The organism is Bacillus sp. 0209A (assembly GCF_036765095.1).
In the GTDB taxonomy this organism is placed as follows: Bacteria; Bacillota; Bacilli; order Bacillales; family Bacillaceae; genus Bacillus; species Bacillus subtilis_G.
This window is the reverse complement of the sequence record NZ_JBAIZV010000001.1, coordinates 402811-428095: the sequence shown is the minus strand read 5'-3', so window position 1 is coordinate 428095 and position 25285 is coordinate 402811. Positions and strand designations below refer to the sequence as shown.

Genomic DNA, 25285 nt, shown 5'->3' with positions numbered 1-25285 from the left:
TCATGAATATGATAACTACGTATGTCGTTTGAAAGAAACAGGAGGAGAAAAGGACAATGCTTGAGCAAGTCATTCTGTTTACAATTTTAATGGGGTTTTTAATTAGTGTTCTGCTCTCTCCGATTCTTATTCCGTTTTTAAGAAGATTAAAATTCGGCCAAAGTATTAGAGAAGAAGGACCGAAATCACATCAGAAAAAATCAGGGACGCCGACAATGGGCGGGGTCATGATCATACTTTCTATCATTGTGACAACAATTGTGATGACACAGAAGTTTTCAGAAATAAGCCCGGAAATGGTGCTGCTTCTGTTTGTTACGCTCGGCTACGGTTTGCTTGGCTTTTTAGATGATTACATCAAGGTCGTCATGAAGCGCAACCTTGGATTGACGTCAAAGCAAAAGCTGATCGGACAAATTATCATTGCGGTTGTATTTTATGCCGTGTACCATTACTACAATTTCGCGACGGATATTCGCGTGCCTGGAACTGATTTATCATTTGATCTTGGCTGGGCTTACTTTATCCTGGTGCTCTTTATGCTTGTCGGCGGATCAAATGCGGTTAACCTGACTGACGGTCTTGACGGTTTATTATCCGGTACGGCTGCGATTGCTTTTGGCGCCTTTGCCATCCTGGCATGGAATCAGTCTCAATATGACGTAGCGATTTTCTCAGTTGCCGTTGTCGGTGCGGTGCTGGGCTTCCTTGTATTTAATGCTCATCCGGCCAAAGTCTTTATGGGAGATACGGGATCACTGGCATTGGGAGGAGCCATCGTTACCATTGCTATTTTAACGAAATTAGAGATCCTGCTTGTTATCATCGGCGGTGTATTCGTTATCGAAACATTATCCGTTATTCTGCAGGTCATCAGCTTTAAAACGACAGGTAAACGAATCTTTAAAATGAGTCCGCTGCATCACCATTATGAGCTTGTCGGCTGGTCTGAATGGAGAGTCGTCGTGACGTTTTGGACTGCGGGACTTTTACTTGCCGTTTTAGGAATTTACATCGAGGTGTGGTTATAAGTGGAAAACGATCAATTTTTACAGAATCAGCATTTTTTAATCCTTGGGCTCGCGAAAAGCGGGTATGCGGCGGCATCTATTCTTCATGAAAAAGGCATGTATGTTGCAGTCAATGACCAAAAACCTTTTGAAGAAAACGAACCAGCGCAAAAGCTTTCTGAAGCAGGCATTGAGGTTGTTTGCGGAGAGCATCCTGTTTCTCTGTTCGATCAGCATCAAATCACGGTTCTGATCAAAAACCCCGGCATTCCATATGAAAATATTATGGTTCAGGAAGCGGAAAAAAGAGGCATCCCGGTTTGGACGGAAATTGAGCTCGCTTACTACCTGACAAACGCCAAGTTTATCGGGATTACCGGATCGAATGGAAAAACAACCACGACAACGCTGATTTATGAAATGCTCAAAGCTGACTCGCAAAAAGCGCTGATTGCCGGAAACATCGGCACTGTCGCAAGCGAAGTGGCTTATCATGCTGATGGGGATGAATGGATCGTTACTGAACTTTCTTCGTTTCAGCTGATGGGAACACACGCTTTCAGACCGGAAATCAGCTTGATTTTAAACATATTTGACGCTCATTTGGATTATCACCATACACGAGAAAACTATGAAAAAGCGAAGCAGAAAGTGTATCTTCATCAGAAAGCTTCAGATAAAGCCATTGTTAATCAGAATGATGAAACTGTCGTGCGTCTGGCTGAAGACGGAAAAGCCGAAGTCATCCCATTCTCAGTCAGCAAAACGCTTGAAAAGGGCGCTTATGTAAAAGACGGTATGATGATGTTCAACGGTGAAGCCATTCTTCCTCTGGAAGAGGTTGTGCTGCCCGGCGCACATAACATGGAGAACATTTTAGCTGCCATTGCAGTTGTGAAAACGGCAGGAGTGTCTAACGAAGCAGTCAAAAAGGTGCTGACAAGCTTTACTGGCGTCAAGCACCGTCTCCAATATGTCACAACAGTGCAAGACCGCAAGTTTTATAATGATAGTAAAGCAACAAACATTTTGGCGACAACCAAGGCGCTTTCAGCTTTTGACAAACCGGTCATTCTGCTTGCGGGCGGACTGGATCGCGGAAATGGTTTTGACGATTTAAAACCGTATATGAAGCATGTCAAAGCAGTGCTAACATTTGGCCAGACAGCGCCGAAACTCGAGAAGCTCGGCAATGAGATGGGAATACAACATGTCAAACGTGTCGATAATGTTGAACAAGCAGTATCTGCGGCGTTTGCGCTCTCAAATGAAGGCGATGTCATCCTGCTGTCACCTGCGTGTGCGAGCTGGGATCAATTCAAAACATTTGAAGAACGCGGTGACATGTTTATAGATGCCGTGCATATGCTTAAGTAAGGGCTTGTCTTGAAGTAAATCGGCAGCCCTAATGACTTTAAGCTTGGGGTGTCGGTTGCTTTGACTACTAAAAAAACATCGCCTGATTTGTTATTGGTCATCATTACGCTATTATTATTAACAATCGGATTAATTATGGTGTACAGTGCGAGTGCCGTATGGGCGGATTATAAATTTGACGACTCTTTCTTTTTCGCGAAACGGCAGCTGCTGTTTGCGGGAATCGGCGTTATTGCCATGTTTTTTATCATGAATGTTGATTATTGGACGTGGAGGACATGGTCCAAATTATTGATGGTTATTTGCTTTTTCCTCCTTGTGCTTGTTTTGATACCAGGCGTCGGCATGGTGCGGAACGGCTCAAGAAGCTGGATCGGGGTCGGGGCATTCAGCATACAGCCTTCAGAGTTTATGAAGCTTGCGATGATTGCATTCCTTGCTAAATTTCTCTCTGAAAAGCAAAAAAACATAACATCATTCAGACGGGGATTTATCCCGGCACTTGGCATCGTGTTTTCAGCGTTTTTGATTATCATGTGCCAGCCTGACCTTGGAACAGGGACAGTAATGGTTGGGACTTGTATTGTCATGATTTTTGTAGCCGGCGCGCGCATCGCCCATTTCGTTTTTCTCGGGCTGATCGGACTCAGCGGATTTGTTGGACTGGTACTATCGGCTCCATACCGAATTAAGCGGATTACCTCCTACTTAAATCCGTGGGAAGATCCGCTCGGCAGCGGTTTTCAAATCATTCAATCGCTTTATGCGGTGGGGCCCGGCGGATTGTTCGGAATGGGGCTAGGACAAAGCAGACAGAAGTTCTTTTATCTGCCTGAGCCGCAAACAGACTTTATTTTCGCCATATTGTCAGAGGAACTTGGCTTTATCGGGGGGACCCTTATTTTGCTCCTCTTCAGCGTCCTGCTGTGGAGAGGGATCAGAATTGCCCTCGGCGCACCTGATCTGTACGGAAGCTTTGTCGCAGTCGGCATTATTTCAATGATTGCCATTCAAGTCATGATTAATATTGGTGTAGTAACGGGCCTTATTCCGGTAACAGGCATCACGCTGCCGTTTTTGAGCTACGGAGGCTCTTCATTGACCCTGATGCTGATGGCCGTCGGCGTTCTGCTGAACGTGAGCCGATACTCGAGGTATTAATGAATGTATTGCCGAGCGTCCTGTGAACAGGAAGCCTGAGAAACAATTGATGCGATAACCCTGTCCAACAAAACAGGGTTATCGCTATGTTATAGAGAAACTTAGACTGGGGGAAGAGATATGCGAATTGCAATAAGCGGAGGCGGTACAGGAGGACACATTTATCCTGCTCTTGCCTTTATTAAAGAAGTGCAGCGCCGTCATCCTGAAGTGGAATTTTTATATATCGGAACAGAAAACGGGCTGGAGAAAAAAATTGTTGAACGGGAGAATATACCGTTTCGTTCAATTGAAATTACAGGCTTTAAGAGAAAGCTGTCATTTGAAAACGTCAAAACTGTGATGCGTTTTCTGAAGGGCGTAAAAAAGAGCAAATCGTATTTAGCGGAATTTAAGCCTGATGCCGTGATCGGAACGGGCGGTTACGTATGCGGGCCGGTTGTCTATGCCGCTGCGAAAATGGGAATGCCGACTATTGTCCATGAACAAAACAGCCTGCCGGGCATCACGAATAAGTTTCTTTCAAAATATGTTAATAAAGTAGCGATCTGTTTTGAAGAAGCAAAATCACATTTTCCTAGCGAGAAAGTGGTATTTACGGGAAACCCGAGAGCCTCTGAAGTCGTCTCAATAAAGACGGGCCGATCGATGGCGGAATTTGGGCTTTCTGAAGAGAAAAAAACGGTCTTAATCTTCGGCGGAAGCCGAGGCGCCGCACCGATTAACCGTGCTGTTATTGATATGCAGAATGCGCTGAAAACTAGAGACTACCAAGTGCTGTATATCACCGGTGAAGTTCACTATGAAAAAGTGATGAATGAGCTGAAAAGCAAGGGTGCCGCTGATAATATGGTCACCAAGCCATTTCTTCATCAAATGCCGGAGTATTTAAAGGCCATTGATGTCATTGTGGCCAGAGCCGGGGCGACAACGATTGCCGAAATTACGGCTCTCGGAATCCCAAGTGTTCTGATCCCAAGCCCATATGTAACAGCGAATCACCAGGAGGTCAATGCGAGATCTCTCGGCCAGCATGATGCGGCGATTGTTCTGAAAGAAACAGAGCTAAGCGGGGAAAAGCTGATTGCTGCGCTTGACCGGATTGTACTGAATGAGCAAACGTTAACGGAAATGAGCGAACGGACAAAGTCACTCGGTGTTCCTGACGCGGCTGCCCGTTTATACAGCGTACTCGAAGAATTGAAAAAGTAATAGAAAAGCAAATGGAATGCGGAGGTTTACGATGGAGAAAGTGATACAGGAATTAAAAGAACGCGAAGTCGGCAAGGTTCTTGCAAATGAACCGCTCGCGAATCATACAACGATGAAAATCGGCGGCCCTGCGGATGTATTGGTGATTCCAAGCAGTGTAGATGCTGTCAAAAATATCATGGACGTTATTAAAAAATATGATGTGGAGTGGACAGTCATCGGCCGCGGGTCAAACCTTCTCGTTTTAGATGAGGGAATCAGAGGCGTAGTGATTAAGCTGGGGGCAGGCCTTGACCATTTGGAGCTTGACGGGGAACAAGTAACGGTCGGAGGCGGTTATTCAGTGGTCCGTCTTGCTACATCATTGAGCAAAAAAGGCCTGTCCGGTTTGGAATTTGCTGCGGGTATTCCAGGATCAATCGGCGGAGCGGTTTATATGAATGCCGGCGCTCACGGTTCTGATATGAGCGAAATCCTCGTCAAAGCGCATATTTTATTTGAAGACGGCACGATTGAGTGGCTGACAAATGAGCAGATGGATTTCAGCTACAGAACGTCTGTATTGCAACAGAAACGTCCGGGCGTTTGCCTTGAAGCGGTTCTGCAGCTGGAGCAGAAGGATAAGGAATCAATCGTTCAGCAAATGCAAAGCAATAAAGACTACAGAAAAAATACACAGCCGTATTCAAGCCCTTGTGCGGGAAGCATATTCAGAAATCCGCTTCCAAATCATGCCGGAAACCTTGTAGAAAAAGCAGGCTTGAAAGGATATCAAATCGGCGGTGCAAAGATTTCGGAGATGCACGGAAACTTCATCGTCAATGCGGGCGGAGCATCAGCAAAAGATGTGCTTGATCTCATTGACCATGTGAAAAAGACAATTCGTGAAAAATACGAGATTGATATGCATACAGAGGTTGAAATCATCGGCGAAAATCGCTGATTCAAGTTCTGACTGAAGCTGTTCATATGATATACTGTAAGCAAACGACAAACGGCATCATAGTATGCCGTTTGTTTTGGAATAGACAGACTTTTAACAGCTGTTTCATTTGAATGAGGTGAACAGGCAATGAACCCGGGGCATGACCGAGAAAAAATCGTAAACATTGAAGAACGGATTCCTAAAATTAAAGAGCAGCGGAAACAGAAGGCAAACCGCCGTCTCATTTCATTTATTATGCTCTTTTTTATGATGGTGTTGGTCATTGTGTATCTGCAGACGCCAATCAGTAAAGTATCGACAATCTCTGTAACAGGGAATGAGAATGTATCCAAAAAGGAAATTATTGACCTTTCCGATATCAACAGCGGAGATACCGAGTTTTGGAGTTTGGACAAGAAAAAAACAGAAAAGAAGATTCAGCAAAATAAATTAGTGAAAAAAGCGGAGATCAGCAAATCGCTTCCTAATAAAATCAACATTGCGATCGAAGAATATAAAGCGATTGCTTATTTAGAAAAAGACAATGTGTACTATGAAGTGCTTGAAAATGGTTCCGTTCTGCCAAACGAAGTAACGCCGGATGATGCCGGACCGATTTTGGTGAATTGGACTAACGCAAAAAAACGCTCTCAAATGGCTAAGCAGCTTAATGCTTTGTCAAATTCGTTAAAACAGTCAATATCAGAAATCTACTATACACCTGTAAAAATGGATGAAAACCGTATTAAATTGTACATGAACGACGGTTATGTTGTCACTGCGTCTATAAAAACCTTTGCAGACCGAATGAAAACGTATCCTTCTATCATTTCACAGCTTAGCAGCAGTAAAAAGGGAATTATTCATTTAGAAGTTGCCACCTATTTTGAAGAGTTTGGAAAAAACGATAAATCTGCTAAAAAGGAAGATGAAAATTGAGGGGCAAATCAGCAGTCCTTCTTTCTTTGATCATGCTTATCGCAGGCTTTTTGATTTCATTTTCTTTTCAAATAACTAAAGAAAATGAAAAAGGAGCGGCTGAGTCAGAAGAGTGGAAAAAAGAATATGCGCTGAGAGATGAACTGTTGAAACAGGAGAAAGAAAATAAGACTCTTGAAAAAGAATTGTATCAAAAGCAAAACAAAGTCCGTCAGGCAGAAAATAAGCTGAAAAAAGAAAAGACGGAATACTATAACGTCCTTGAAGATACAGAAAAATACAGAATGTATATTGGGGAAGTCGGTGTGCAGGGAGAGGGCGTTGAGGTGACCTTGGAAGATGCGTCGTACATACCGGAAGGGGAGAATGTGAACAGTTACATCGTTCACGAAAGCCATATCTTTCAAGTGGTAAACGAACTGTATATTTCGGGTGCGGCGGCTGTTGCCGTTAATGGCCAGCGTTTGACACATGATTCCTATATCAAGTGCAACGGTCCCGTTGTAACGGTAGACGGAGTGCAGCATCCCGCTCCGTTTACGATATCAGCTATTGGAGATCCTGATGTTCTGCTGCCTTCGTTAAATATAGCAGGAGGCCTGATCGATCAGCTGTCAATGGATCATATTTCTGTTTCCGCAGAAAAAGAGAAAAACGTTCAAATGAAACCGATTCTGAAAACGAAGGAATGACTGAAAAAGCGGGTGAAACAGATTGAAAATAAAGCGTTCCTTCATAAGCATCAGTGTGCTTATGATCATCTTCGGCATCATGATAGCTGTTCAGTTTAACTCATTAAAGCACCCCAAAGTCCGAGACACAAGAGATATGTGGGATATAAGGGAAGAGCTGACTTCAGAGCAGAAGAAGCAGGAAAAGCTGCTGGATGAAATAAACAAATATGATAAATTGCTGAATAGCTATTCGCAAACGAAAGAAATGACAAAAGAAACCGCGCTCAATAATACCTTGCAAACCTTAAAAAAAACAGCCGGCATGACCGATATAACAGGTAGCGGAATTGTCATCACCATATCCCCGCTTTTTTCTGAAAGTTTAACAGGAGAGCCGATCAAAAATCCGCCTCCGGATTTGCTGAAGAAGCTGATCAATGAACTCAACTCCTTCGGTGCAGAACAAATCTCTATTAATGAGCGAAGAGTTGTGAATCATACAGTCATAAGGGATATAAACGGCACAACGAAAATAGACGGATACGGCCTTGACGATTATCCTTTAACAGTAAATGTGCTTGCCAAAGATCCGGACATGCTGTACAGCAGAGTGAAGGGATCAGGCCTTGAGGATCTCTTTGCATCTGAAAATTTAGCATTTAAAGCCGGTAAATCTGAAAGCGAACTGACATTAAAAGCATATGACAGGCCATTGGATGTACAACGGCTAAAACCGCTTAAAGACTGAAAAGGAGGAGAACCGTCATGTGGCTGCCCGTATTGGGGCTGGTGCTCGGAATTGCGCTTGGACTGATGACAAACTTAACGATACCGAGTGAATACTCAAACTATTTATCGCTTGCGGTGCTTGCCGCACTTGATACATTAATCGGCGGAATCAGGGCGCATTTACAAGGTACATATGATGAAATGGTATTTGTTTCCGGTTTCTTTTTTAATATTATATTGGCAATAAGTTTAGCTTTTCTGGGAGTCCATCTTGGTGTAGACTTGTATTTAGCAGGTATATTCGCATTTGGAGTCAGATTATTTCAGAATATTGCCGTGATCAGAAGAAATCTACTAACAAAGTGGACTCTTTCTAAAAAAAATAAAAAAAATGTGATATAAAAGAGGATATACATAGGATATAACGAATATTTTCAATAAACATAAAATGTGAAGAGCACATAAAGAATATTCCGTTGTTATTTTTTGTTACACACTTGTAAAGCCACATTCATTGTATTGTTGTTCCGCAAATAATAGAATAGAAATGATTGAAATGTGAGGAGGTGCCATAGAATGAACAACAATGAACTTTACGTCAGTCTTGACATCGGTACGTCCAATACAAAAGTGATCGTCGGAGAAATGACAGATGATTCCCTAAATATTATCGGTGTGGGAAATGTACCGTCTGAAGGGTTGAAAAAAGGCTCAATCGTTGATATAGATGAAACTGTTCATTCTATAAGAAAAGCGTTTGACCAAGCTGAAAGAATGGTAGGTTTTCCGCTTAGAAAAGCTATTGTCGGCGTTAATGGAAATTATATCAATATTCAAGATACAAACGGTGTTGTAGCAGTTTCCAGTGAAAATAAAGAAATTCAGGTTGAAGATGTGCGCCGAGTCATGGAGGCGGCACAGGTTGTGTCAGTACCGCACGAACAGCTGATTGTGGATGTCATTCCTAAACAGTTTATCGTAGATGGAAGAGATGAAATCACCGACCCGAAAAAAATGCTTGGTGTGCGTTTAGAAGTAGAGGGCACCTTGATCACCGGTTCAAAAACAATTTTACATAACTTGCTTCGCTGTGTTGAAAGAGCCGGTATTGAAATAACTGATATTTGTCTTCAGCCGCTGGCAGCCGGTTCTGCTGCATTGTCAAAGGACGAGAAAAATCTTGGAGTGGCTCTCATTGATATAGGGGGAGGGTCAACAACCATTGCCGTATTCGAGAACGGACATCTGACTTCTACCCGTGTTATTCCACTCGGAGGCGAAAATATCACCAAAGATATCTCCATCGGATTGAGAACGTCAACAGAAGAAGCAGAACGCGTGAAAAAGCAATTTGGACATGCCTACTATGACGAAGCCTCGGAAGATGAAGTATTTGAGGTAACCGTTATCGGCACCAATCAAAAACAAACATTTACACAGCAGGAAGCAGCGAACATCATTGAAGCAAGAGTAGAAGAAATTCTTGAAATTGTTTCAGAAGAGATTAGCAGTATGGGAATTACCGATCTGCCGGGAGGCTTCGTGCTGACAGGGGGACAAGCAGCAATGCCGGGTGTCATGTCATTGGCACAGGATGTGCTGCAAAACAATGTCAGAGTGGCAAGCCCGAATTATATCGGTGTAAGAGATCCTCAATATATGACGGGAGTGGGCATGATCCAATTCGCCTGCCGAAATGCAAGAATCCAAGGCAGAAAAATAGGCTTCAAGATGCCTGAAGAAGCGATACAGGAAATCGCAGTCTCATCATCAGAGGAACAAGAGCAGCATCATTACCAAAATGAGGTGCAGCAGCGGCCAAAAGGAAAACAAAAAACACAAGCCGAACATCATAAACAGAGCAAAATGAAAAAACTATTAAGCATGTTTTGGGAATAGATAGATAGTCATTCGGCAGATTAGGAGGATTTAGCATGTTGGAGTTCGAAACAAACATAGACGGCTTAGCATCAATTAAAGTAATCGGAGTAGGAGGCGGCGGTAACAACGCCGTTAACCGAATGATTGAAAATGAAGTGCAAGGAGTAGAGTACATCGCGGTAAATACGGACGCTCAAGCTCTTAACCTGTCAAAAGCAGAAGTAAAAATGCAAATCGGCGCAAAACTGACTAGAGGATTGGGAGCAGGTGCGAATCCTGAAGTCGGAAAAAAAGCCGCTGAAGAAAGCAAAGAGCAGATTGAAGAAGCATTAAAAGGCGCTGACATGGTATTCGTGACAGCTGGTATGGGGGGCGGAACAGGAACAGGTGCCGCACCGGTTATCGCACAAATCGCGAAAGACTTAGGCGCATTAACAGTCGGAGTCGTTACAAGACCGTTTACATTTGAAGGGCGCAAAAGACAGCTTCAGGCTGCAGGCGGAATCACAGCAATGAAAGAAGCGGTGGATACACTGATCGTGATCCCGAACGACCGAATCCTTGAAATTGTTGATAAAAACACGCCGATGCTTGAAGCATTCCGTGAAGCGGATAACGTACTCCGCCAAGGGGTTCAAGGTATTTCAGACTTGATTGCGACACCTGGTCTTATCAACCTTGACTTTGCTGATGTGAAAACAATCATGTCAAACAAAGGATCTGCTTTGATGGGTATCGGTATTGCAACTGGAGAAAACCGCGCGGCAGAGGCAGCGAAAAAGGCAATCTCCAGCCCGCTTCTTGAAGCGGCCATTGACGGTGCGCAAGGCGTTCTCATGAACATCACTGGGGGCACAAATCTCAGCCTGTATGAAGTTCAGGAAGCAGCAGACATTGTCGCTTCTGCGTCTGACCAAGACGTAAATATGATATTCGGTTCTGTTATCAATGAAAATCTAAAAGACGAGATTGTGGTGACAGTGATTGCGACTGGTTTCATTGAACAAGAGAAGGACGTGACGAAATCTCAACGTCCAAGCTTAAACCAAAGCATCAAAACAAATAATCAAAGTGCTCCAAAGCGTGAGCCAAAACGTGAGGAGCCTCAGCAACAAAACACAGTAAGCCGTCATACCTCACAGCCGGCTGATGATACGCTTGACATCCCGACATTCTTAAGAAACCGAAATAAACGCGGCTAATGTAAAGGACAAAATCGTTTTCGATTTTGTCCTTTTTGTTTTCTCCAAAACATTTCTTCTATATAAAGTCTTTTTCCTTATGCCTTCCTTCACATAAAAATAAATCAGGCCATTAGACCCATTTAAATCCCATGACAATTTTATTGTTTTCATATTTATGGAAATAAGGTGACATAAAACGACAATATCTGTAATAGAGATTGTCTACAGTTAACGTACAGCGATGCTCTGACAAACCATTCATTTTTATAAGGAGGGACGACATTTTTTTCAAAGCATGTTGAAAAAGGGGGATAAAAATGAGGAGAAAAACGAAAAACAGACTCATCAGCTCTGTTTTAAGTACGGTTGTCATTGGTTCAATGCTTTTTCCGGGTGTAGCCGGAGCAAGCAGCAAAAGCGCCTCAGCTTCTGTTAAACAGGAGCTTCAATCTGCTGAATCCATTCAGAACAAGATCTCGAGTTCATTAAAGAAAAGCTTTAAAAAGAAAGAAAAAACGACCTTTCTGATTAAATTTAAAGATCAAGCTGACACAAAAAAAGCGGCAAAAGCGGCTGTTAAAAAAGCGAAATCGAAGAAGCTGACTGCAGCTAAGACGGAATATCAAAAGCGTTCGGCCGTGGTGTCATCTTTAAAAGTCACAGCCGATGAATCCCAGCGAGATGTCTTAACATACTTGAACAGCCAGAAAAACAAGGGGAATGCAGACCAAATTCACTCTTATTATGTAGTGAATGGGATCGCTGTTCATGCTTCAAAAGAAGTGATGGAAAAAGTGGCGCAGTTCTCCGAAGTGGAAAAGGTGCTTCCAAATGAGAAACGGCAGCTGTTTAAATCATCCTCTCCATTTAATATGAAAAAAGCGCAAAAAGCTGTCAAAGCAACTGACGGTGTGGAATGGAATGTAGACCAAATCGACGCCCCGAAAGCTTGGGCACTTGGATATGACGGAACTGGCACGGTTGTCGCGTCCATTGATACAGGTGTGGAATGGAACCACCCGGCTTTAAAAGAGAAATATCGTGGATATAATCCGGAAAGTCCTGATGAGCCGGATCATGAAATGAATTGGTATGATGCCGTAGCAGGCGAAGCAAGTCCTTATGATGATTTGGCTCATGGAACCCACGTGACAGGTACGATGGTGGGATCAGAACCCGATGGAACAAATCAAATCGGTGTAGCGCCAGGCGCAAAATGGATTGCTGTTAAAGCGTTCTCCGAAGATGGCGGCACTGATGCTGACATTTTGGAAGCCGGTGAATGGGTTTTAGCTCCAAAGGACGCAGATGGAAATCCTCACCCGGAAATGGCTCCTGATGTTGTCAATAACTCATGGGGTGGAGGCTCAGGACTTGATGAGTGGTACAGAGACATGGTCAATGCCTGGCGTGCGGCCGATATTTTCCCTGAGTTTTCAGCGGGAAATACAGATATCTTTATTCCGGGCGGGCCTGGTTCTATCGCAAACCCAGCAAACTATCCGGAATCGTTTGCAACTGGAGCGACTGATATTAACAAAAAGCTTGCTGACTTTTCTCTCCAAGGGCCATCTCCATATGATGAAATAAAGCCGGAAATTTCTGCACCTGGCGTTAATATTCGCTCTTCCGTTCCCGGCCAGACATATGAGGACGGATGGGACGGCACATCAATGGCAGGACCGCATGTGTCCGCTGTTGCTGCATTGCTGAAACAGGCGGATGCCTCACTTTCTGTTGATGAGATGGAGGATATTTTAACCAGCACGGCTGAACCGCTGACGGATTCAACATTTCCCGATTCTCCGAATAACGGATACGGCCATGGTTTGGTGAACGCTTTTGACGCTGTATCAGCTGTTACAGATGGTTTAGGAAAAGCAGAAGGACAGGTCTCTGTAGAGGGAGATGATCAAGAGCCTCCTGTCTATCAGCATGAGAAAGTAACAGAAGCCTATGAAGGCGCGAACCTGCCGCTGACTTTGACAGCTGAAGACAATGTAAGTGTGACATCTGTCAAACTGTCCTATAAGCTGGATCAAGGCGAGTGGACTGAAGTAACGGCTAAACGAATCAGCGGAGATCACTTGAAAGGAACGTATCAGGCGGAGATCCCAAACGTAAAAGGAGCTGCACTAAGCTATAAGTGGATGATTCAGGATTTTGGCGGCCATGTCGTTGAGTCTGACACATATGATGTAACAGTGAAACCAAGCATCACGGCGGGCTATAAGCAGGACTTTGAAACTGAACCCGGCGGCTGGATTGCGAGTGGCACAAATAATAGCTGGGAGTGGGGAGTTCCGTCAGCAGGCCCAAATACAGCAGCTTCCGGAGAAAAAGTATACGGAACAGACCTGGCAGGAAACTATGGCAACTCAGCAAACATGAATCTCGTGATGCCTCCTGTTAAAGTGCCGGATTCAGGAAACCTGTTTCTCCAATTTAAAAGCTGGCACAATTTAGAGAATGATTTTGATTATGGCTATGTTTTTGTTTTGCCTGAAGGTGAGAAGAATTGGGAGCAGGCTGGCGTCTATAATGGAAAGACATCAAGCTGGATGGACGAAGAAATTGATTTATCCGCTTATAAAGGTCAAAACATTCAAGTCATGTTTAATCTTCAATCCGATGATAGCATTGCAAAAGAGGGCTGGTACATTGATGATGTAGTGCTTTCTGACAAATCGGCCGGAAAAACAGCCAAAAAGAATAAGCTGGGTGTTGAAAAGCCGTCTGGAAAGCAAAAGAAAAAGCCAGTGAATCCGAAAAAAGCTAAGCCATCTGCAAACACAGCGGTAAAAAACCAGAGTAAAGAGATACAGCCTCAAATTTTGCCGCTCAGGGCGCAAGTCAGTGTTATGGAAACAGGGAAATCAACATATTCAGATCAATCCACAGGGCAGTACACGCTGACGCACAAAGCGGGAGACTATACGCTTATGGCAGAAGCATACGGTTATCAATCGAAAACACAAAAGGTTTCTCTGCAGGCAGATCAGACGACACCAGCTAATTTTACGTTAGAAGAAATGAAGAAGGGCACATTAAAAGGCACGGTCATCAATAAAACGACAGGAGAGCCGGTAAAAGGAGCCTCTGTTTATGTTGTGGAGGATGCTGCGGTTGAACCGGCTACAACAAATGACAAAGGTGAATATACGCTTGAGGCCTATGAAGGCGCCTATACGATTAAAGTCGCTGCACCAGGTTATTACAGCGATGAATTTTCCGTTAATTTAAAAGGTAATGTTGTGAAGGAAACTGTACTGAAGCCTTTCGTCGGTTATCCGGGTGAGATTGCATATGATGATGGAACGGCGGAGAATGCCAATTCCTATTTTGCAGCCGGTAACGGATGGGCTGTCAAAATGACATTGGCTGACGGCAAAGACAAAGGCATGCTTACAGGAGGACTGTTTAGATTCTGGGATACAGAGTTCCCTGATCCTGGCGGCACAGAGTTTAAGGTTGAGGTATACGATGCTACAGGAGAAGATGGCGCACCGGGCAAGAAAATTGCCGGGCCATTTAACGCTGAAGCCCTTCGCAATGGCGAATGGACCAAGGTAGATCTCAGTTCAAAAGGGATTATGGTCGATAAAGATTTTTATCTCGTATATATCCAGTCGAAACCAGATCCATATTCACCAGGTCTGGCAATGGATGAAACCGGTCAGAATTCCGGCCGCAACTGGCAGTATATAGACGGAGAATGGCAGCCGGGTGACGAAGCTGACGGCAACTATATGATCCGCGCATTAGTTGATTATGAAGCGGCTGTACCTGAGATCACTTCACCGGCAGACAAATCATACACAAATAAGGAGAACGTCACCGTAAAAGGAAAAGCTTCTCCGGGAACAACGGTACACATTTATAATGGAAAGAAAGAAGCAGGAGAGGCGAAAGCTGCGGCGGATGGCACGTTTCAGGCAGGCGTATCACTCAGCGAGGGTGAAAATGAGCTGACGGCCACGGCATCAACAGACAATGGGACTACGGATGCTTCCAGCCCTGTCATGGTCACGCTTGATCAAGACAAGCCAGAATTGACGCTGGACAATCCAAAGGATGGCGAGAAAATAAATAAAGAAGCGCTGACTGTCAAAGGGTCTGTATCCGATGACAATCTGAAAGAAGTCAAAGTGAATGGCAAAAAAGCAACGGTCACTGATGGTTCATACTCAGCTCGTATTCTTTTGGAGAACGGAAGCAATGAAATCAAGGTGACAGCAACAGACTTAGCAGGCAACAAAACGAAGAAAAAGGCTGTCATTGATGTCAACTATGACCAGCTTGTCATCTCCGGATTGATCCCGGGAGAGGACAAAATCTTAAAAGCCGGTGAATCTGTGAAAATCGCTTTCTCAAGCGCTAAAGACTTGGATGCAACGTTTGTCATTCGTATGCCGCTGACAAATGCAAGAGCGAGTGTGCAAAACGCCACCGAGCTCCCGTTAAGAGAAATTTCTCCGGGGCGATATGAAGGCTATTGGACAGCCACTTCTTCTATTAAAGCAAACGGAGCAAAAGTAGAAGTGATTGTACGTGATGATTATGGAAATGAAACAAGAAAAACAGCGAACGGAAAACTCTATATCAATACTGGAAATTAAGTGTAAAAAAGCTGCCGTCAAGGGCAGCTTTTTTATGTATACTCTCATTTATTCCCTCGACAAATTAAGCAGTTATCCCTGAAAAATTGTATTTTCCTCTCAACATTAATTGACAGACTTTCCCACAGAGCTTGATTTATACTTATGAAACAAGAAGGGGAACAGCGTCATGCAAGAAAGAAAGGAGTCAGATGTGAAAATCTATTTAGATGTCATTTGGCTATTGAACTTTTGCTTTGATGCACTTTTGCTTTTGCTCACGGCATTTATTTTAAAACGGCATGTGAAAAAAAGAAGACTGCTAGGCGGAGCGTTCATCGGTTCAAGTATTGTTCTATTGATGTTTACTCCTTTTTCGCCGATCGTTGAACATCCGGCCGGTAAGCTGGCTTTTTCAGTTGTTATTGTGATGGTGACATTTGGCTTTAAAAGATTTCGTTATTTCTTTCAAAATTTGTTTTCCTTTTATTTTGCGACTTTTTTAATGGGGGGAGGAATGATTGGAGCCCATTCTTTGCTGCAGACCAATTCCGTTGTTCGAAATGGTGTCATGATGACAAATCAAACAGGGTTTGGAGACCCGATCAGCTGGTTGTTTATTGTTGCTGGCTTTCCAGTGTTATGGTTTTTTTCTAAGAGAAGAATTGAAGAGATTGAAACAAAAAACATTCAATATGAGGAACGAGTCAGCGTACAGGCTGATTTGGGCGGCCAAACGCTTCATGTCAGAGGGCTGGTTGATTCCGGTAATCAGCTGTACGATCCGCTTACTAAAACGCCTGTCATGATTATTCACCTTGATAAACTGGAACCGATTTTCGGAGCAGCCGAAACGATGATCATTCGAAACACAGATCCATTGGAAGCCACTCAGCAGCTCGATGATTCATTTCGCTTTTTGGATAAAATGAGGCTGATTCCATACAGAGGAGTAGGTCAGCAAAATCAATTTTTACTATGCGTTAAACCGGATCACGTAACGATTATGACAAAACAAGAAATGATTTCTGCGGATAAATGCTTAATCGGCATCAGCACAACAAAGCTATCTGCAGATGGCGAGTTTGACGCCATTATTCATCCTAAAATGCTCTCGGGCAAGGCCATCAAACACGTCTCATAATGTTCGCAAATGTCCGTTACTTATCATACTCAAACGACGTGACATTTAGAAGGGAGAGGAAGATGAAAAAACTGAAATTGCGATTGACGCACCTCTGGTATAAGCTGCTGATGAAACTTGGGCTGAAAAGTGATGAAGTCTATTACATAGGCGGGAGTGAAGCCCTGCCTCCTCCATTATCTAAAGATGAGGAGCAGGTTCTGTTAATGAAGCTTCCAAACGGCGATCAGGCGGCTCGCGCCATTTTGATTGAACGCAATTTGCGTCTGGTCGTCTATATCGCCCGTAAATTCGAAAATACAGGAATTAATATAGAGGATTTAATCAGCATCGGCACCATCGGATTAATCAAAGCTGTGAATACGTTTAATCCAGAAAAGAAAATCAAGCTGGCGACCTATGCCTCACGCTGTATAGAAAATGAAATCCTGATGTATTTAAGAAGAAACAACAAAATCCGGTCAGAGGTTTCCTTTGATGAGCCGCTTAATATTGATTGGGACGGCAATGAGCTGTTGCTTTCTGATGTGCTCGGCACGGACGATGACATTATCACAAAAGACATAGAAGCTAACGTAGATAAAAAGCTTTTGAAAAAAGCGCTTGAACAGCTTAATGAGAGGGAAAAGCAAATCATGGAGCTGCGGTTTGGGCTTGTCGGCGAAGAAGAAAAGACCCAAAAGGATGTAGCGGATATGATGGGAATTTCCCAGTCTTATATTTCACGTCTGGAGAAAAGAATAATAAAAAGATTGAGAAAAGAGTTCAACAAAATGGTGTAAAATTTTTTATAGTATAGAACCCTTGATTTTACAGGGATTTCCTGAATTCGACTGTTTTTCGATCTGAGTGCAGTGCATATTTTTCCCACCCAAGGAGATACTTAACGTTGTACAGCAGCTCCTGTAGGGAGGGAAAAAAGTGTCGAGAAATAAAGTCGAAATCTGCGGGGTGGATACCTCCAAATTACCAGTACTCAAGAATGAAGAGATGAGAAAGCTGTTTAGGCAGCTGCAGGATGAAGGCGATGATTCAGCGAGAGAAAAGCTTGTAAACGGGAACTTGCGTCTTGTCTTAAGTGTCATTCAAAGATTTAATAACAGAGGAGAGTATGTTGATGACTTATTTCAGGTCGGCTGCATCGGACTAATGAAATCCATTGATAATTTTGACCTAAGCCACAATGTTAAGTTTTCAACATACGCTGTACCTATGATAATCGGAGAGATCCGCAGGTATTTACGCGATAATAACCCGATTCGTGTCTCAAGATCACTCCGGGACATCGCTTACAAGGCACTTCAAGTAAGAGAGCGGTTAATCAGTGAGACAAGCAAGGAGCCGACTGCAGAAGACATCGCAAAAGTTCTTGAAGTACCGCATGAAGAAATTGTATTTGCGCTTGATGCCATTCAGGATCCGGTTTCTCTATTTGAACCGATTTATAACGACGGCGGAGACCCGATTTATGTGATGGACCAAATTAGTGATGAGCGCAATAAAGATTCACAATGGATTGAAGAGCTGGCTTTAAAAGAGGGCATGAGAAGACTGAATGATAGGGAAAAAATGATTTTGCGAAAGCGGTTCTTCCAAGGGAAAACACAAATGGAAGTAGCCGAGGAAATCGGGATTTCCCAAGCGCAGGTGTCCAGGCTTGAAAAAGCGGCTATCAAACAAATGAATAAGAATATCCATCAATAATGTAAAGCCTTTAAAACAATTTTTGTTTTAAAGGCTTTCTATTGATTTCGGACGGTTTACGTTTTGGAAAAAATAAGGTATCCTAGTTCGTACGAAGTTTTATGAAAATTTAAATAATTATAGAAGGCAGTAAAGAGGAGGACCACGATGATTTTGCAGCTTGACAATGTCTCATTAAAACGAAATGGGAAATGGATACTGAGGGATATCCATTGGAGGGTGGAAGAAAAGGAAAATTGGGTGCTTTACGGACTGAATGGCGCCGGAAAGACCGCACTGTTAAATATGCTTTGCTCATATTATTTCCCAACATCGGGCAAGATGCAGGTGCTTGGCCATGAATTTGGCAAAACAGAGCTTGGGGAGAAGCTCAGACGGAAAATTGGCCTCGTCTCAGCGGCTCTTCAGCAAAAATTTTATCCGGCAGATTCAGCATTTGAAATTGCTTTGAGCGGCGCTTACGCTTCAATTGGATTATATGAAACACCAAGTGCGGAAATCAGGGAAAAAGCGATTGGTTTGTTAGAGGACTTGGGAGCGATTGAATATGCCGACCGCCGCTATGAAACCCTTTCTCAAGGAGAAAAACAAAGAGCTTTGATTGCAAGAGCGCTAATGGCGGATCCGGAGCTGCTGATACTGGACGAACCGGTCACAGGGCTGGATTTTATTGCCCGGGAAAAGCTGTTAGACACGATTACATACATTGCAAACAAAGAAAATGCGCCATCGATCCTTTATGTGACTCATCATGCGGAAGAAATTTTGCCGGTCTTTGACAAAGCCCTTTTGTTAAAACAGGGAGAGGTCTTTAAATCCGGAGAAATAAAAGAAATGCTTACTGATCACATACTCTCGGCTTTTTTTGATACGCCAATCCATGTATTATGGAATCAGGGTCGGCCGTTTTTAACAAGAGCCGAGCCGATAACAAATGCCTGACAAACACATACAGACTCATCCTAGGGGTGCTTTTCGAAGCTGAGAGAGACATTGTCTCAACCCTTTTGACCTGATCTGGATCATGCCAGCGGAGGGAAGCGGTGAAAAAGCGGAGTACATAGGACTCTGTCTGTTTTTATCGAGCCGTTTCATAACATATGAAACGGCTTTTTGATTTTTAAGAAAGGAGCGGATCACATTGAATCAACAAATAGACTCTCTGATCAAAAAGGCGGAAGATCAAAAGGGGGACCTGATTGAGCTTGCAAAAACGCTGATTTCTTATCAGACACCTGCTCCGCCTGCAAGGAATACAGACGGCGTCCAGTCATGGATTGCAGGGTTTTTACATGACATGGGATTCTCGATCGATAAATGGGACGTGTACCCGGGAGATCCCAATGTAGTGGGTCTTCTTAGAGGAATGGATTCAGCCGGTTATCATAGCCTGATCATCAATGGCCATGTAGATGTTGCAGAGGTAAAAGAGAATGAGGATTGGGAGCATAATCCGTTTCACCCAATTGAAAAAAACGGTTTCTTAATCGGACGAGGCGCTTCAGATATGAAAGGCGGGTTGGCGTGTGTGCTGTTTGCGGTCAAATTGATTCGTGAAGCCGGCATTGAACTTCCCGGTGATTTGATTTTGCAATCGGTGATTGGGGAGGAAGTCGGAGAAGCCGGCACGCTTGAATGCTGCAAGAGGGGCTATCATGCTGATTTTGCAGTTGTCGCGGATACGAGCGATATGCATATTCAAGGCCAAGGAGGTGTCATTACAGGCTGGATCGAAATCAAAAGCAGTCAAACGTTTCATGATGGGACGAGGCGGAATATGATTCACGCAGGAGGAGGCACATTCGGGGCAAGCGCAATTGAAAAAATGGCAAAAATCATTGCGGGACTCGGTGAACTTGAGCGCCACTGGTCCATTATGAAAAGTTACCATGGCTTTAAACCCGGCACAAATACCATTAATCCGGCTGTTATTGAAGGCGGCAGACATGCGGCTTTTATAGCGGACGAGTGCCGGCTGTGGATTACGGTCCATTTTTACCCGAATGAAACCCATGACCAAGTGGCAGCTGAAATAGAAGATTACATCAACCGGCTGAGCGACAGTGATATTTGGCTTAGGGAAAACCGTCCTGTTTTTAAGTGGGGAGGCTCATCTATGATTGAAGACAGAGGAGAAATTTTTCCGGCACTGGAAGTTGACCCCAGCCACCCAGGCGTCTTAGCGCTTACAGCGTCTCATGAGGAAGTGAAACGGGAGCATCCGGTTATTGACGTTTCTCAATCCGTTACAGACGGGGGATGGCTGTTTAATGCCGGGATTCCAAGCGTGATCTACGGTCCTGGCGATCTGCACAATGCACACTCTGTGAACGAGGAGGTATCGATTGAGCAGCTGGTGGATTACACAAAAATCATGCTCGATTTTATCATTAGATGGTGCAGCGGTAAAAAAGAACAGTAACCATGAAAATTTCTTCTTGCTGACAAGGTTCAGCCCGCCCATTCATATACTTGAAAAAAGGACGGAAAAAGGACGTGATGGAATGATCAGCATCTCAGAATTTCAGGTGAAGGATGTTGTCAATGTCTCAAACGGGAAAAAGCTGGGGAGCATTGGCGATATCGATATCAATGTGACTACTGGTAAAATTCAGGCGATCATATTAGGGGGGAATGGGAAGGTTCTCGGATTTTTTGGAAAAGAAGAGGAATTAGTCATTCCATGGCGAAATATAGTAAAAATCGGGGAAGATGTGATCTTGGTCCGATTAAGTGAACCGCATGCATAAACCTGCTTGTCTGCTGCTGATTGGAAAATGCCGGAAGTCTCGTTTCTTCCGGCACATTTCATTTAGAAATATGCAAATCGGCGCTCAACGAATGCAGAAAGATGTGGTAAAATAAGTGGGAAATTCCGCTTTTTTAAATGTTTGTCGAAAGGTTGGATCATCATGAATACATATCACCCATTCAGTCTTACCACACCCTCGACACTCATGATACAAGACTGGACACAAACGAATCAAAACAACAGAGAAGTCATTGCCGGATTTACTACGAAAAACGGCGGTGTCAGCCAAAAGCCTTTTGAATCGTTAAATACAGGATTGCACGTTCATGACAAAGATGCAGATGTAGTTAAAAATCGCGAATATATTGCCGATATGTTTAATATTGATTTGCAGTCTTGGGTATTTGCTGATCAGACACACGATAATCGCGTTCAAAAAGTGACGCAGAGAGATAGGGGAAAAGGCGCCCGTGAGTATCACACGGCTCTGAAAGCAACGGACGGGCTCTACACAAAGGACAAGAATGTGTTTTTGGCATTATGCTTTGCTGATTGTGTGCCTCTTTTCTTCTATGATCCGGTTAAATCGCTTGTCGGGGTCGCCCATGCCGGGTGGAAAGGCACTGTCAAACAGATTGGCAGAGAAATGGTGAAGCGATGGACCGAGCAGGAAGGGTCAAATTTATCGGATATCTATGCTGTTATTGGACCGTCTATCAGCGGAGCATGCTATACGGTAGACGACCGTGTCATGGATGCTGTCCGGGCATTGCCGGTTTCGGCAGGACGTGCCGTTAATCAGACGGAAAAGGCACAATATCAGCTTGATCTGAAAGAGCTGAACCGCCTTATACTGATCGACAGCGGTTTGGCAACTGAACAGATCTCTGTCAGCGGTTTATGCACGGAAAGTGAGCCGTCTCTTTTCTATTCTCACCGCCGTGATCAGGGGAAAACTGGACGGATGATGTCCTTTATCGGAATGAAGGAGGCATAAAAGATCTTGCGTGTTGTTGATCATTTACGACATATAAACGAACGAATAAACGAAGCATGTAACAGATCGGGCCGCAGCTCCGATAAAGTTACGGTTATTGCAGTCACAAAATATGTATCGCCTGAAAGAGCACAGGAGGCAGTGGATGCGGGCATCACCTGCCTCGGAGAGAACCGGGACGCGGAACTGCTCCGCAAACAGGAAATCATAAAAGGGAATCCGGAATGGCATTTTATCGGCAGTCTGCAATCAAGAAAAGCAAAAGCCGTTGTCAATGCGGTTTCCTATATCCATTCCTTAGACCGGCTCTCATTAGCGAAAGAAATTGAAAAACGGGCTGAAGGTACTGTCAAGTGCTTTGTGCAGGTCAATACCTCTCTTGAGCCTTCTAAACACGGCATGAAAAAAGAAGAAGTCATACCATTCATACAGGAGCTTTCCGGTTTCGAACATATCGTTGTGGCCGGACTGATGACAATGGCTCCGCTGACTGATGAGCAAGATCAGGTCAGAAGCTGTTTCCGGTTGCTGAGAGAACTCCGTCATCAGGTTCAGGAGCTGAAACAGCCGAACGCTCCGTGTACAGAACTGTCGATGGGCATGTCAAATGATTTTGAAATTGCAATTGAAGAAGGGGCTACTTATATTAGAATCGGCTCATCGTTAGTCGGAAATGAAACAGGGGGTGTACAGCAATGAGTATGAAAAATAAACTGAAAAACTTTTTCTCAATGGAAGATGAAGAATACGAATATGAATATATTGAGACAGAGCGGGAATCTGACGAGGAGCAGCAGGAGCAAAAAGAAAAGCCGGCTTACGCTGCTCATAAACCTGCGGGCAAACAGAATGTAGTGAGCTTGCAAAGTGTTCAGAAATCCTCTAAAGTGGTGTTGAGTGAGCCGCGCGTTTATGCGGAGGCACAGGAAATAGCCGACCATTTGAAGAACCGGCGGGCAGTTGTCGTCAATCTTCAGCGGATCCAGCATGACCAGGCTAAGCGGATTGTTGACTTTTTAAGCGGAACCGTTTATGCCATCGGCGGCGACATTCAAAGAATCGGCTCGGATATTTTCCTCTGCACGCCTGACAACGTAGATGTATCAGGCACAATTTCTGAGCTCATATCTGAAGACGAACATCAGAGGTGGTAAAGCCAGATGATCCTTTATCAAGTTTTTTCGGTTTTAAGCTTATTAATCACAATATACTCATTTGCCCTGATCATATATATTTTTATGTCATGGGTGCCGAGTACGAGGGAAACAGCTGTCGGGCGTTTTTTAGCTTCGATTTGTGAACCATATCTCGAGCCATTCAGAAAAATCATCCCACCAATCGGAATGCTGGATATTTCTCCGATCGTGGCTATTCTTGTGCTTCGGTTTGCGACAACTGGCTTGTGGGGGCTTTATCGCATGATTGCGTTTTAAAGTGACAGTTTGATAGGGGGCTTGGCAGCAGCCAAGCCTCTTTACATAGAAGGGAAAGACGATGAGCGATATATATCAGCACTTCAGAAAAGACGAGCGGGCCTTTATTGATCAGGCGCTCGAATGGAAAAGCATTGTCCAGGAACAGTACAGGATGAAGCTGACCGACTTTTTAGACCCCCGAGAGCAGGTCATCCTCTCTGCTGTTACGGGACAGGCAGACGTCGGGCTTGCTTTTTCCGGCGGCTATGGCAGAGCTGAGCGAAAACGGGCGATTCTGTATCCAGAGTACATAACGCCGGAAGAATCGGATTTTGAACTGCAGGCGTTTAACGTCCGTTATGCTGAAAAATTTGTCTCAGTAGATCACCGTTCTCTGCTTGGTGCATTAATGGGCATAGGCTTAAAGCGGCAAAAGTTTGGTGACATCGTGTTTTCTGAGACATCAGTGCAATTGATTGTCTCAGCCGATACCGCAGATTTTGTGGCTGCACAGCTGACCCAAGCAGGCAAAGCGGCGGTCAGCTTAGAGAAAATTGACTTGTCAGACCTTAACATTCCCGCAGTTGATGTCGAAATAAGAGATGACACGGTTTCTTCTTTAAGGCTTGATGCCGTCTGCGCCTCTATGAGCAGGCAATCCCGCCAGAAATCACAGACGCTTGTGAAAAACGGCCTCGTGAAAGTGAACTGGAAGGTAGTTGAAGATCCTTCATACATGGTGGCAGAAGGGGACATGCTGTCTATCAGAGGCTTTGGCCGGTGCAGCTTGACAAAAATCGAAGGAAAAACCAAAAAAGACAAATGGAGAGTTACGTTTGAACGACAAAAATAGTCGGTTTTTCAGTTTTTTTCTCCATCTGTGCGAAATTTGTTTTATAATGTGAACTAGATAACCGTACTGAAATGTAAAAATGGAGGTGGCATCATGCCATTAACGCCAAATGATATTCACAACAAGACGTTTACAAAAAGTTTTCGCGGATATGATGAAGATGAAGTAAATGAATTCCTAGCGCAAGTCAGAAAAGATTACGAAATTGTTCTCCGTAAGAAAACTGAGCTTGAAGCGAAAGTCAATGAACTTGATGAAAGAATCGGACACTTTGCCAATATTGAAGAAACGCTGAATAAATCGATTTTAGTTGCTCAAGAAGCGGCTGAAGACGTAAAACGTAATTCTCAAAAAGAAGCAAAGCTGATCGTTCGGGAAGCGGAGAAAAATGCTGATCGCATTATCAACGAATCTTTATCAAAATCAAGAAAAATTGCAATGGAAATTGAAGAGCTGAAAAAGCAGTCTAAAGTTTTCAGAACACGTTTCCAAATGCTGATTGAAGCCCAGCTCGATCTTTTGAAAAATGACGATTGGGATCATCTGCTTGAGTATGAAGTCGACGCAGTATTTGAGGAAAAGGAATAAATTTTCTGATCATCTTGACATTTTCTTAGCTTGTCGAATATAATACGTTCATAAATTCAGATGAAAAGACGGTTGAAAGGGACAGTCATGTTTCCTTCAGGCCTTCATAGCGACCCGGAGATGGTGAGAGTCCGGGATGGCC

Annotated in this window: 24 protein-coding genes, 1 riboswitch and 1 other annotated feature (1 of these 26 cut by a window edge); all 24 genes read left to right on the top strand. The window is 43.8% G+C overall.

Features of this window, described 5'->3' with window-relative positions; all coding sequences use genetic code 11:
* Positions 1–56 precede the first annotated feature (56 nt).
* The 24 genes from mraY to divIVA all read left to right on the top strand — a co-directional run bounded on the left by mraY (position 57) and on the right by divIVA (position 25143).
* Positions 57–1031, top strand: a complete 975-nt coding sequence (gene mraY, locus V6D44_RS01690) for a phospho-N-acetylmuramoyl-pentapeptide-transferase (RefSeq protein ID WP_087992144.1) — start codon at positions 57–59, stop codon at positions 1029–1031.
* Positions 1032–2387 carry a UDP-N-acetylmuramoyl-L-alanine--D-glutamate ligase gene (gene murD, locus V6D44_RS01685; RefSeq protein ID WP_253269074.1) on the top strand — a complete coding sequence of 452 codons (1356 nt, stop codon included), beginning with the start codon at positions 1032–1034 and terminating at the stop codon, positions 2385–2387.
* A gap of 60 nt (positions 2388–2447) precedes the next feature.
* On the top strand, positions 2448–3548 hold the full coding sequence (gene spoVE, locus V6D44_RS01680) for a stage V sporulation protein E (protein ID WP_014663887.1): 1101 nt from the start codon (positions 2448–2450) through the stop codon (positions 3546–3548).
* Positions 3549–3668: 120 nt separating this feature from the next.
* A complete protein-coding gene (gene murG, locus V6D44_RS01675; RefSeq protein WP_253269075.1) occupies positions 3669–4760 on the top strand; it encodes an undecaprenyldiphospho-muramoylpentapeptide beta-N-acetylglucosaminyltransferase in 1092 nt (363 codons plus the stop codon).
* Between the two features lie 31 nt (positions 4761–4791).
* A complete protein-coding gene (gene murB, locus V6D44_RS01670) occupies positions 4792–5703 on the top strand; it encodes a UDP-N-acetylmuramate dehydrogenase (RefSeq protein WP_202327700.1) in 912 nt (303 codons plus the stop codon).
* A gap of 129 nt (positions 5704–5832) precedes the next feature.
* Complete coding sequence (gene divIB, locus V6D44_RS01665) at positions 5833–6624, top strand: cell division protein DivIB (protein WP_087992139.1); 792 nt, start codon at positions 5833–5835, stop codon at positions 6622–6624.
* A complete protein-coding gene (locus V6D44_RS01660; protein ID WP_087992138.1) occupies positions 6621–7316 on the top strand; it encodes a DUF881 domain-containing protein in 696 nt (231 codons plus the stop codon). The genes divIB and V6D44_RS01660 overlap by 4 nt, the downstream gene beginning before the upstream one ends.
* A 22-nt stretch (positions 7317–7338) precedes the next feature.
* A complete protein-coding gene (locus V6D44_RS01655; protein WP_087992137.1) occupies positions 7339–8046 on the top strand; it encodes a DUF881 domain-containing protein in 708 nt (235 codons plus the stop codon).
* Between the two features lie 17 nt (positions 8047–8063).
* A complete protein-coding gene (locus V6D44_RS01650; protein WP_087992136.1) occupies positions 8064–8429 on the top strand; it encodes a small basic family protein in 366 nt (121 codons plus the stop codon).
* A gap of 174 nt (positions 8430–8603) precedes the next feature.
* Complete coding sequence (gene ftsA / locus V6D44_RS01645) at positions 8604–9926, top strand: cell division protein FtsA (RefSeq protein ID WP_087992135.1); 1323 nt, start codon at positions 8604–8606, stop codon at positions 9924–9926.
* A gap of 35 nt (positions 9927–9961) precedes the next feature.
* The gene (ftsZ, locus tag V6D44_RS01640; RefSeq protein ID WP_087992134.1) at positions 9962–11110 is read left to right on the top strand and encodes a cell division protein FtsZ; all 1149 of its coding nucleotides are present in this window, start codon (positions 9962–9964) and stop codon (positions 11108–11110) included.
* A 299-nt stretch (positions 11111–11409) separates the two neighbouring features.
* Positions 11410–15711 carry a S8 family peptidase gene (locus V6D44_RS01635; RefSeq protein WP_253269076.1) on the top strand — a complete coding sequence of 1434 codons (4302 nt, stop codon included), beginning with the start codon at positions 11410–11412 and terminating at the stop codon, positions 15709–15711.
* Between the two features lie 193 nt (positions 15712–15904).
* Positions 15905–16834, top strand: coding sequence for a sigma-E processing peptidase SpoIIGA (spoIIGA, locus tag V6D44_RS01630; protein WP_202327736.1), 930 nt, complete (start codon positions 15905–15907; stop codon positions 16832–16834).
* Between the two features lie 62 nt (positions 16835–16896).
* A complete protein-coding gene (sigE, locus tag V6D44_RS01625; RefSeq protein WP_003221446.1) occupies positions 16897–17616 on the top strand; it encodes an RNA polymerase sporulation sigma factor SigE in 720 nt (239 codons plus the stop codon).
* Between the two features lie 139 nt (positions 17617–17755).
* The gene (sigG, locus tag V6D44_RS01620; protein WP_003221449.1) at positions 17756–18538 is read left to right on the top strand and encodes an RNA polymerase sporulation sigma factor SigG; all 783 of its coding nucleotides are present in this window, start codon (positions 17756–17758) and stop codon (positions 18536–18538) included.
* A gap of 147 nt (positions 18539–18685) precedes the next feature.
* A complete protein-coding gene (locus V6D44_RS01615; protein ID WP_087992132.1) occupies positions 18686–19480 on the top strand; it encodes an ABC transporter ATP-binding protein in 795 nt (264 codons plus the stop codon).
* 12 nt (positions 19481–19492) lie between these two features.
* A riboswitch (TPP riboswitch) is annotated at positions 19493–19594 on the top strand.
* Positions 19595–19679: 85 nt separating this feature from the next.
* Positions 19680–20960, top strand: coding sequence for an acetylornithine deacetylase (locus V6D44_RS01610; protein ID WP_087992131.1), 1281 nt, complete (start codon positions 19680–19682; stop codon positions 20958–20960).
* An 82-nt stretch (positions 20961–21042) separates the two neighbouring features.
* Positions 21043–21288 (top strand): YlmC/YmxH family sporulation protein, encoded by a 246-nt coding sequence (locus tag V6D44_RS01605; RefSeq protein ID WP_003232153.1) that lies wholly within the window; start codon positions 21043–21045, stop codon positions 21286–21288.
* 162 nt (positions 21289–21450) lie between these two features.
* Positions 21451–22287: a peptidoglycan editing factor PgeF gene (pgeF, locus tag V6D44_RS01600; RefSeq protein WP_087992130.1), complete on the top strand. Its 837-nt coding sequence runs from the start codon at positions 21451–21453 to the stop codon at positions 22285–22287.
* A 6-nt stretch (positions 22288–22293) separates the two neighbouring features.
* Entirely contained in the window at positions 22294–22986 is a 693-nt protein-coding gene (locus V6D44_RS01595) for a YggS family pyridoxal phosphate-dependent enzyme (protein WP_253269077.1), read from the top strand.
* Positions 22983–23441, top strand: a complete 459-nt coding sequence (sepF, locus tag V6D44_RS01590) for a cell division protein SepF (RefSeq protein WP_141113407.1) — start codon at positions 22983–22985, stop codon at positions 23439–23441. The genes V6D44_RS01595 and sepF overlap by 4 nt, the downstream gene beginning before the upstream one ends.
* Before the next feature lie 6 nt (positions 23442–23447).
* Positions 23448–23720, top strand: coding sequence for a YggT family protein (locus tag V6D44_RS01585; RefSeq protein WP_087992128.1), 273 nt, complete (start codon positions 23448–23450; stop codon positions 23718–23720).
* A 61-nt stretch (positions 23721–23781) separates the two neighbouring features.
* Positions 23782–24555, top strand: coding sequence for a YlmH family RNA-binding protein (locus V6D44_RS01580; protein WP_087992127.1), 774 nt, complete (start codon positions 23782–23784; stop codon positions 24553–24555).
* Positions 24556–24648: 93 nt separating this feature from the next.
* Complete coding sequence (gene divIVA, locus V6D44_RS01575) at positions 24649–25143, top strand: septum site-determining protein DivIVA (protein ID WP_003221468.1); 495 nt, start codon at positions 24649–24651, stop codon at positions 25141–25143.
* Positions 25144–25205: 62 nt separating this feature from the next.
* Positions 25206–25285 (top strand) — a binding site (T-box leader); it runs 153 nt beyond the window's last position.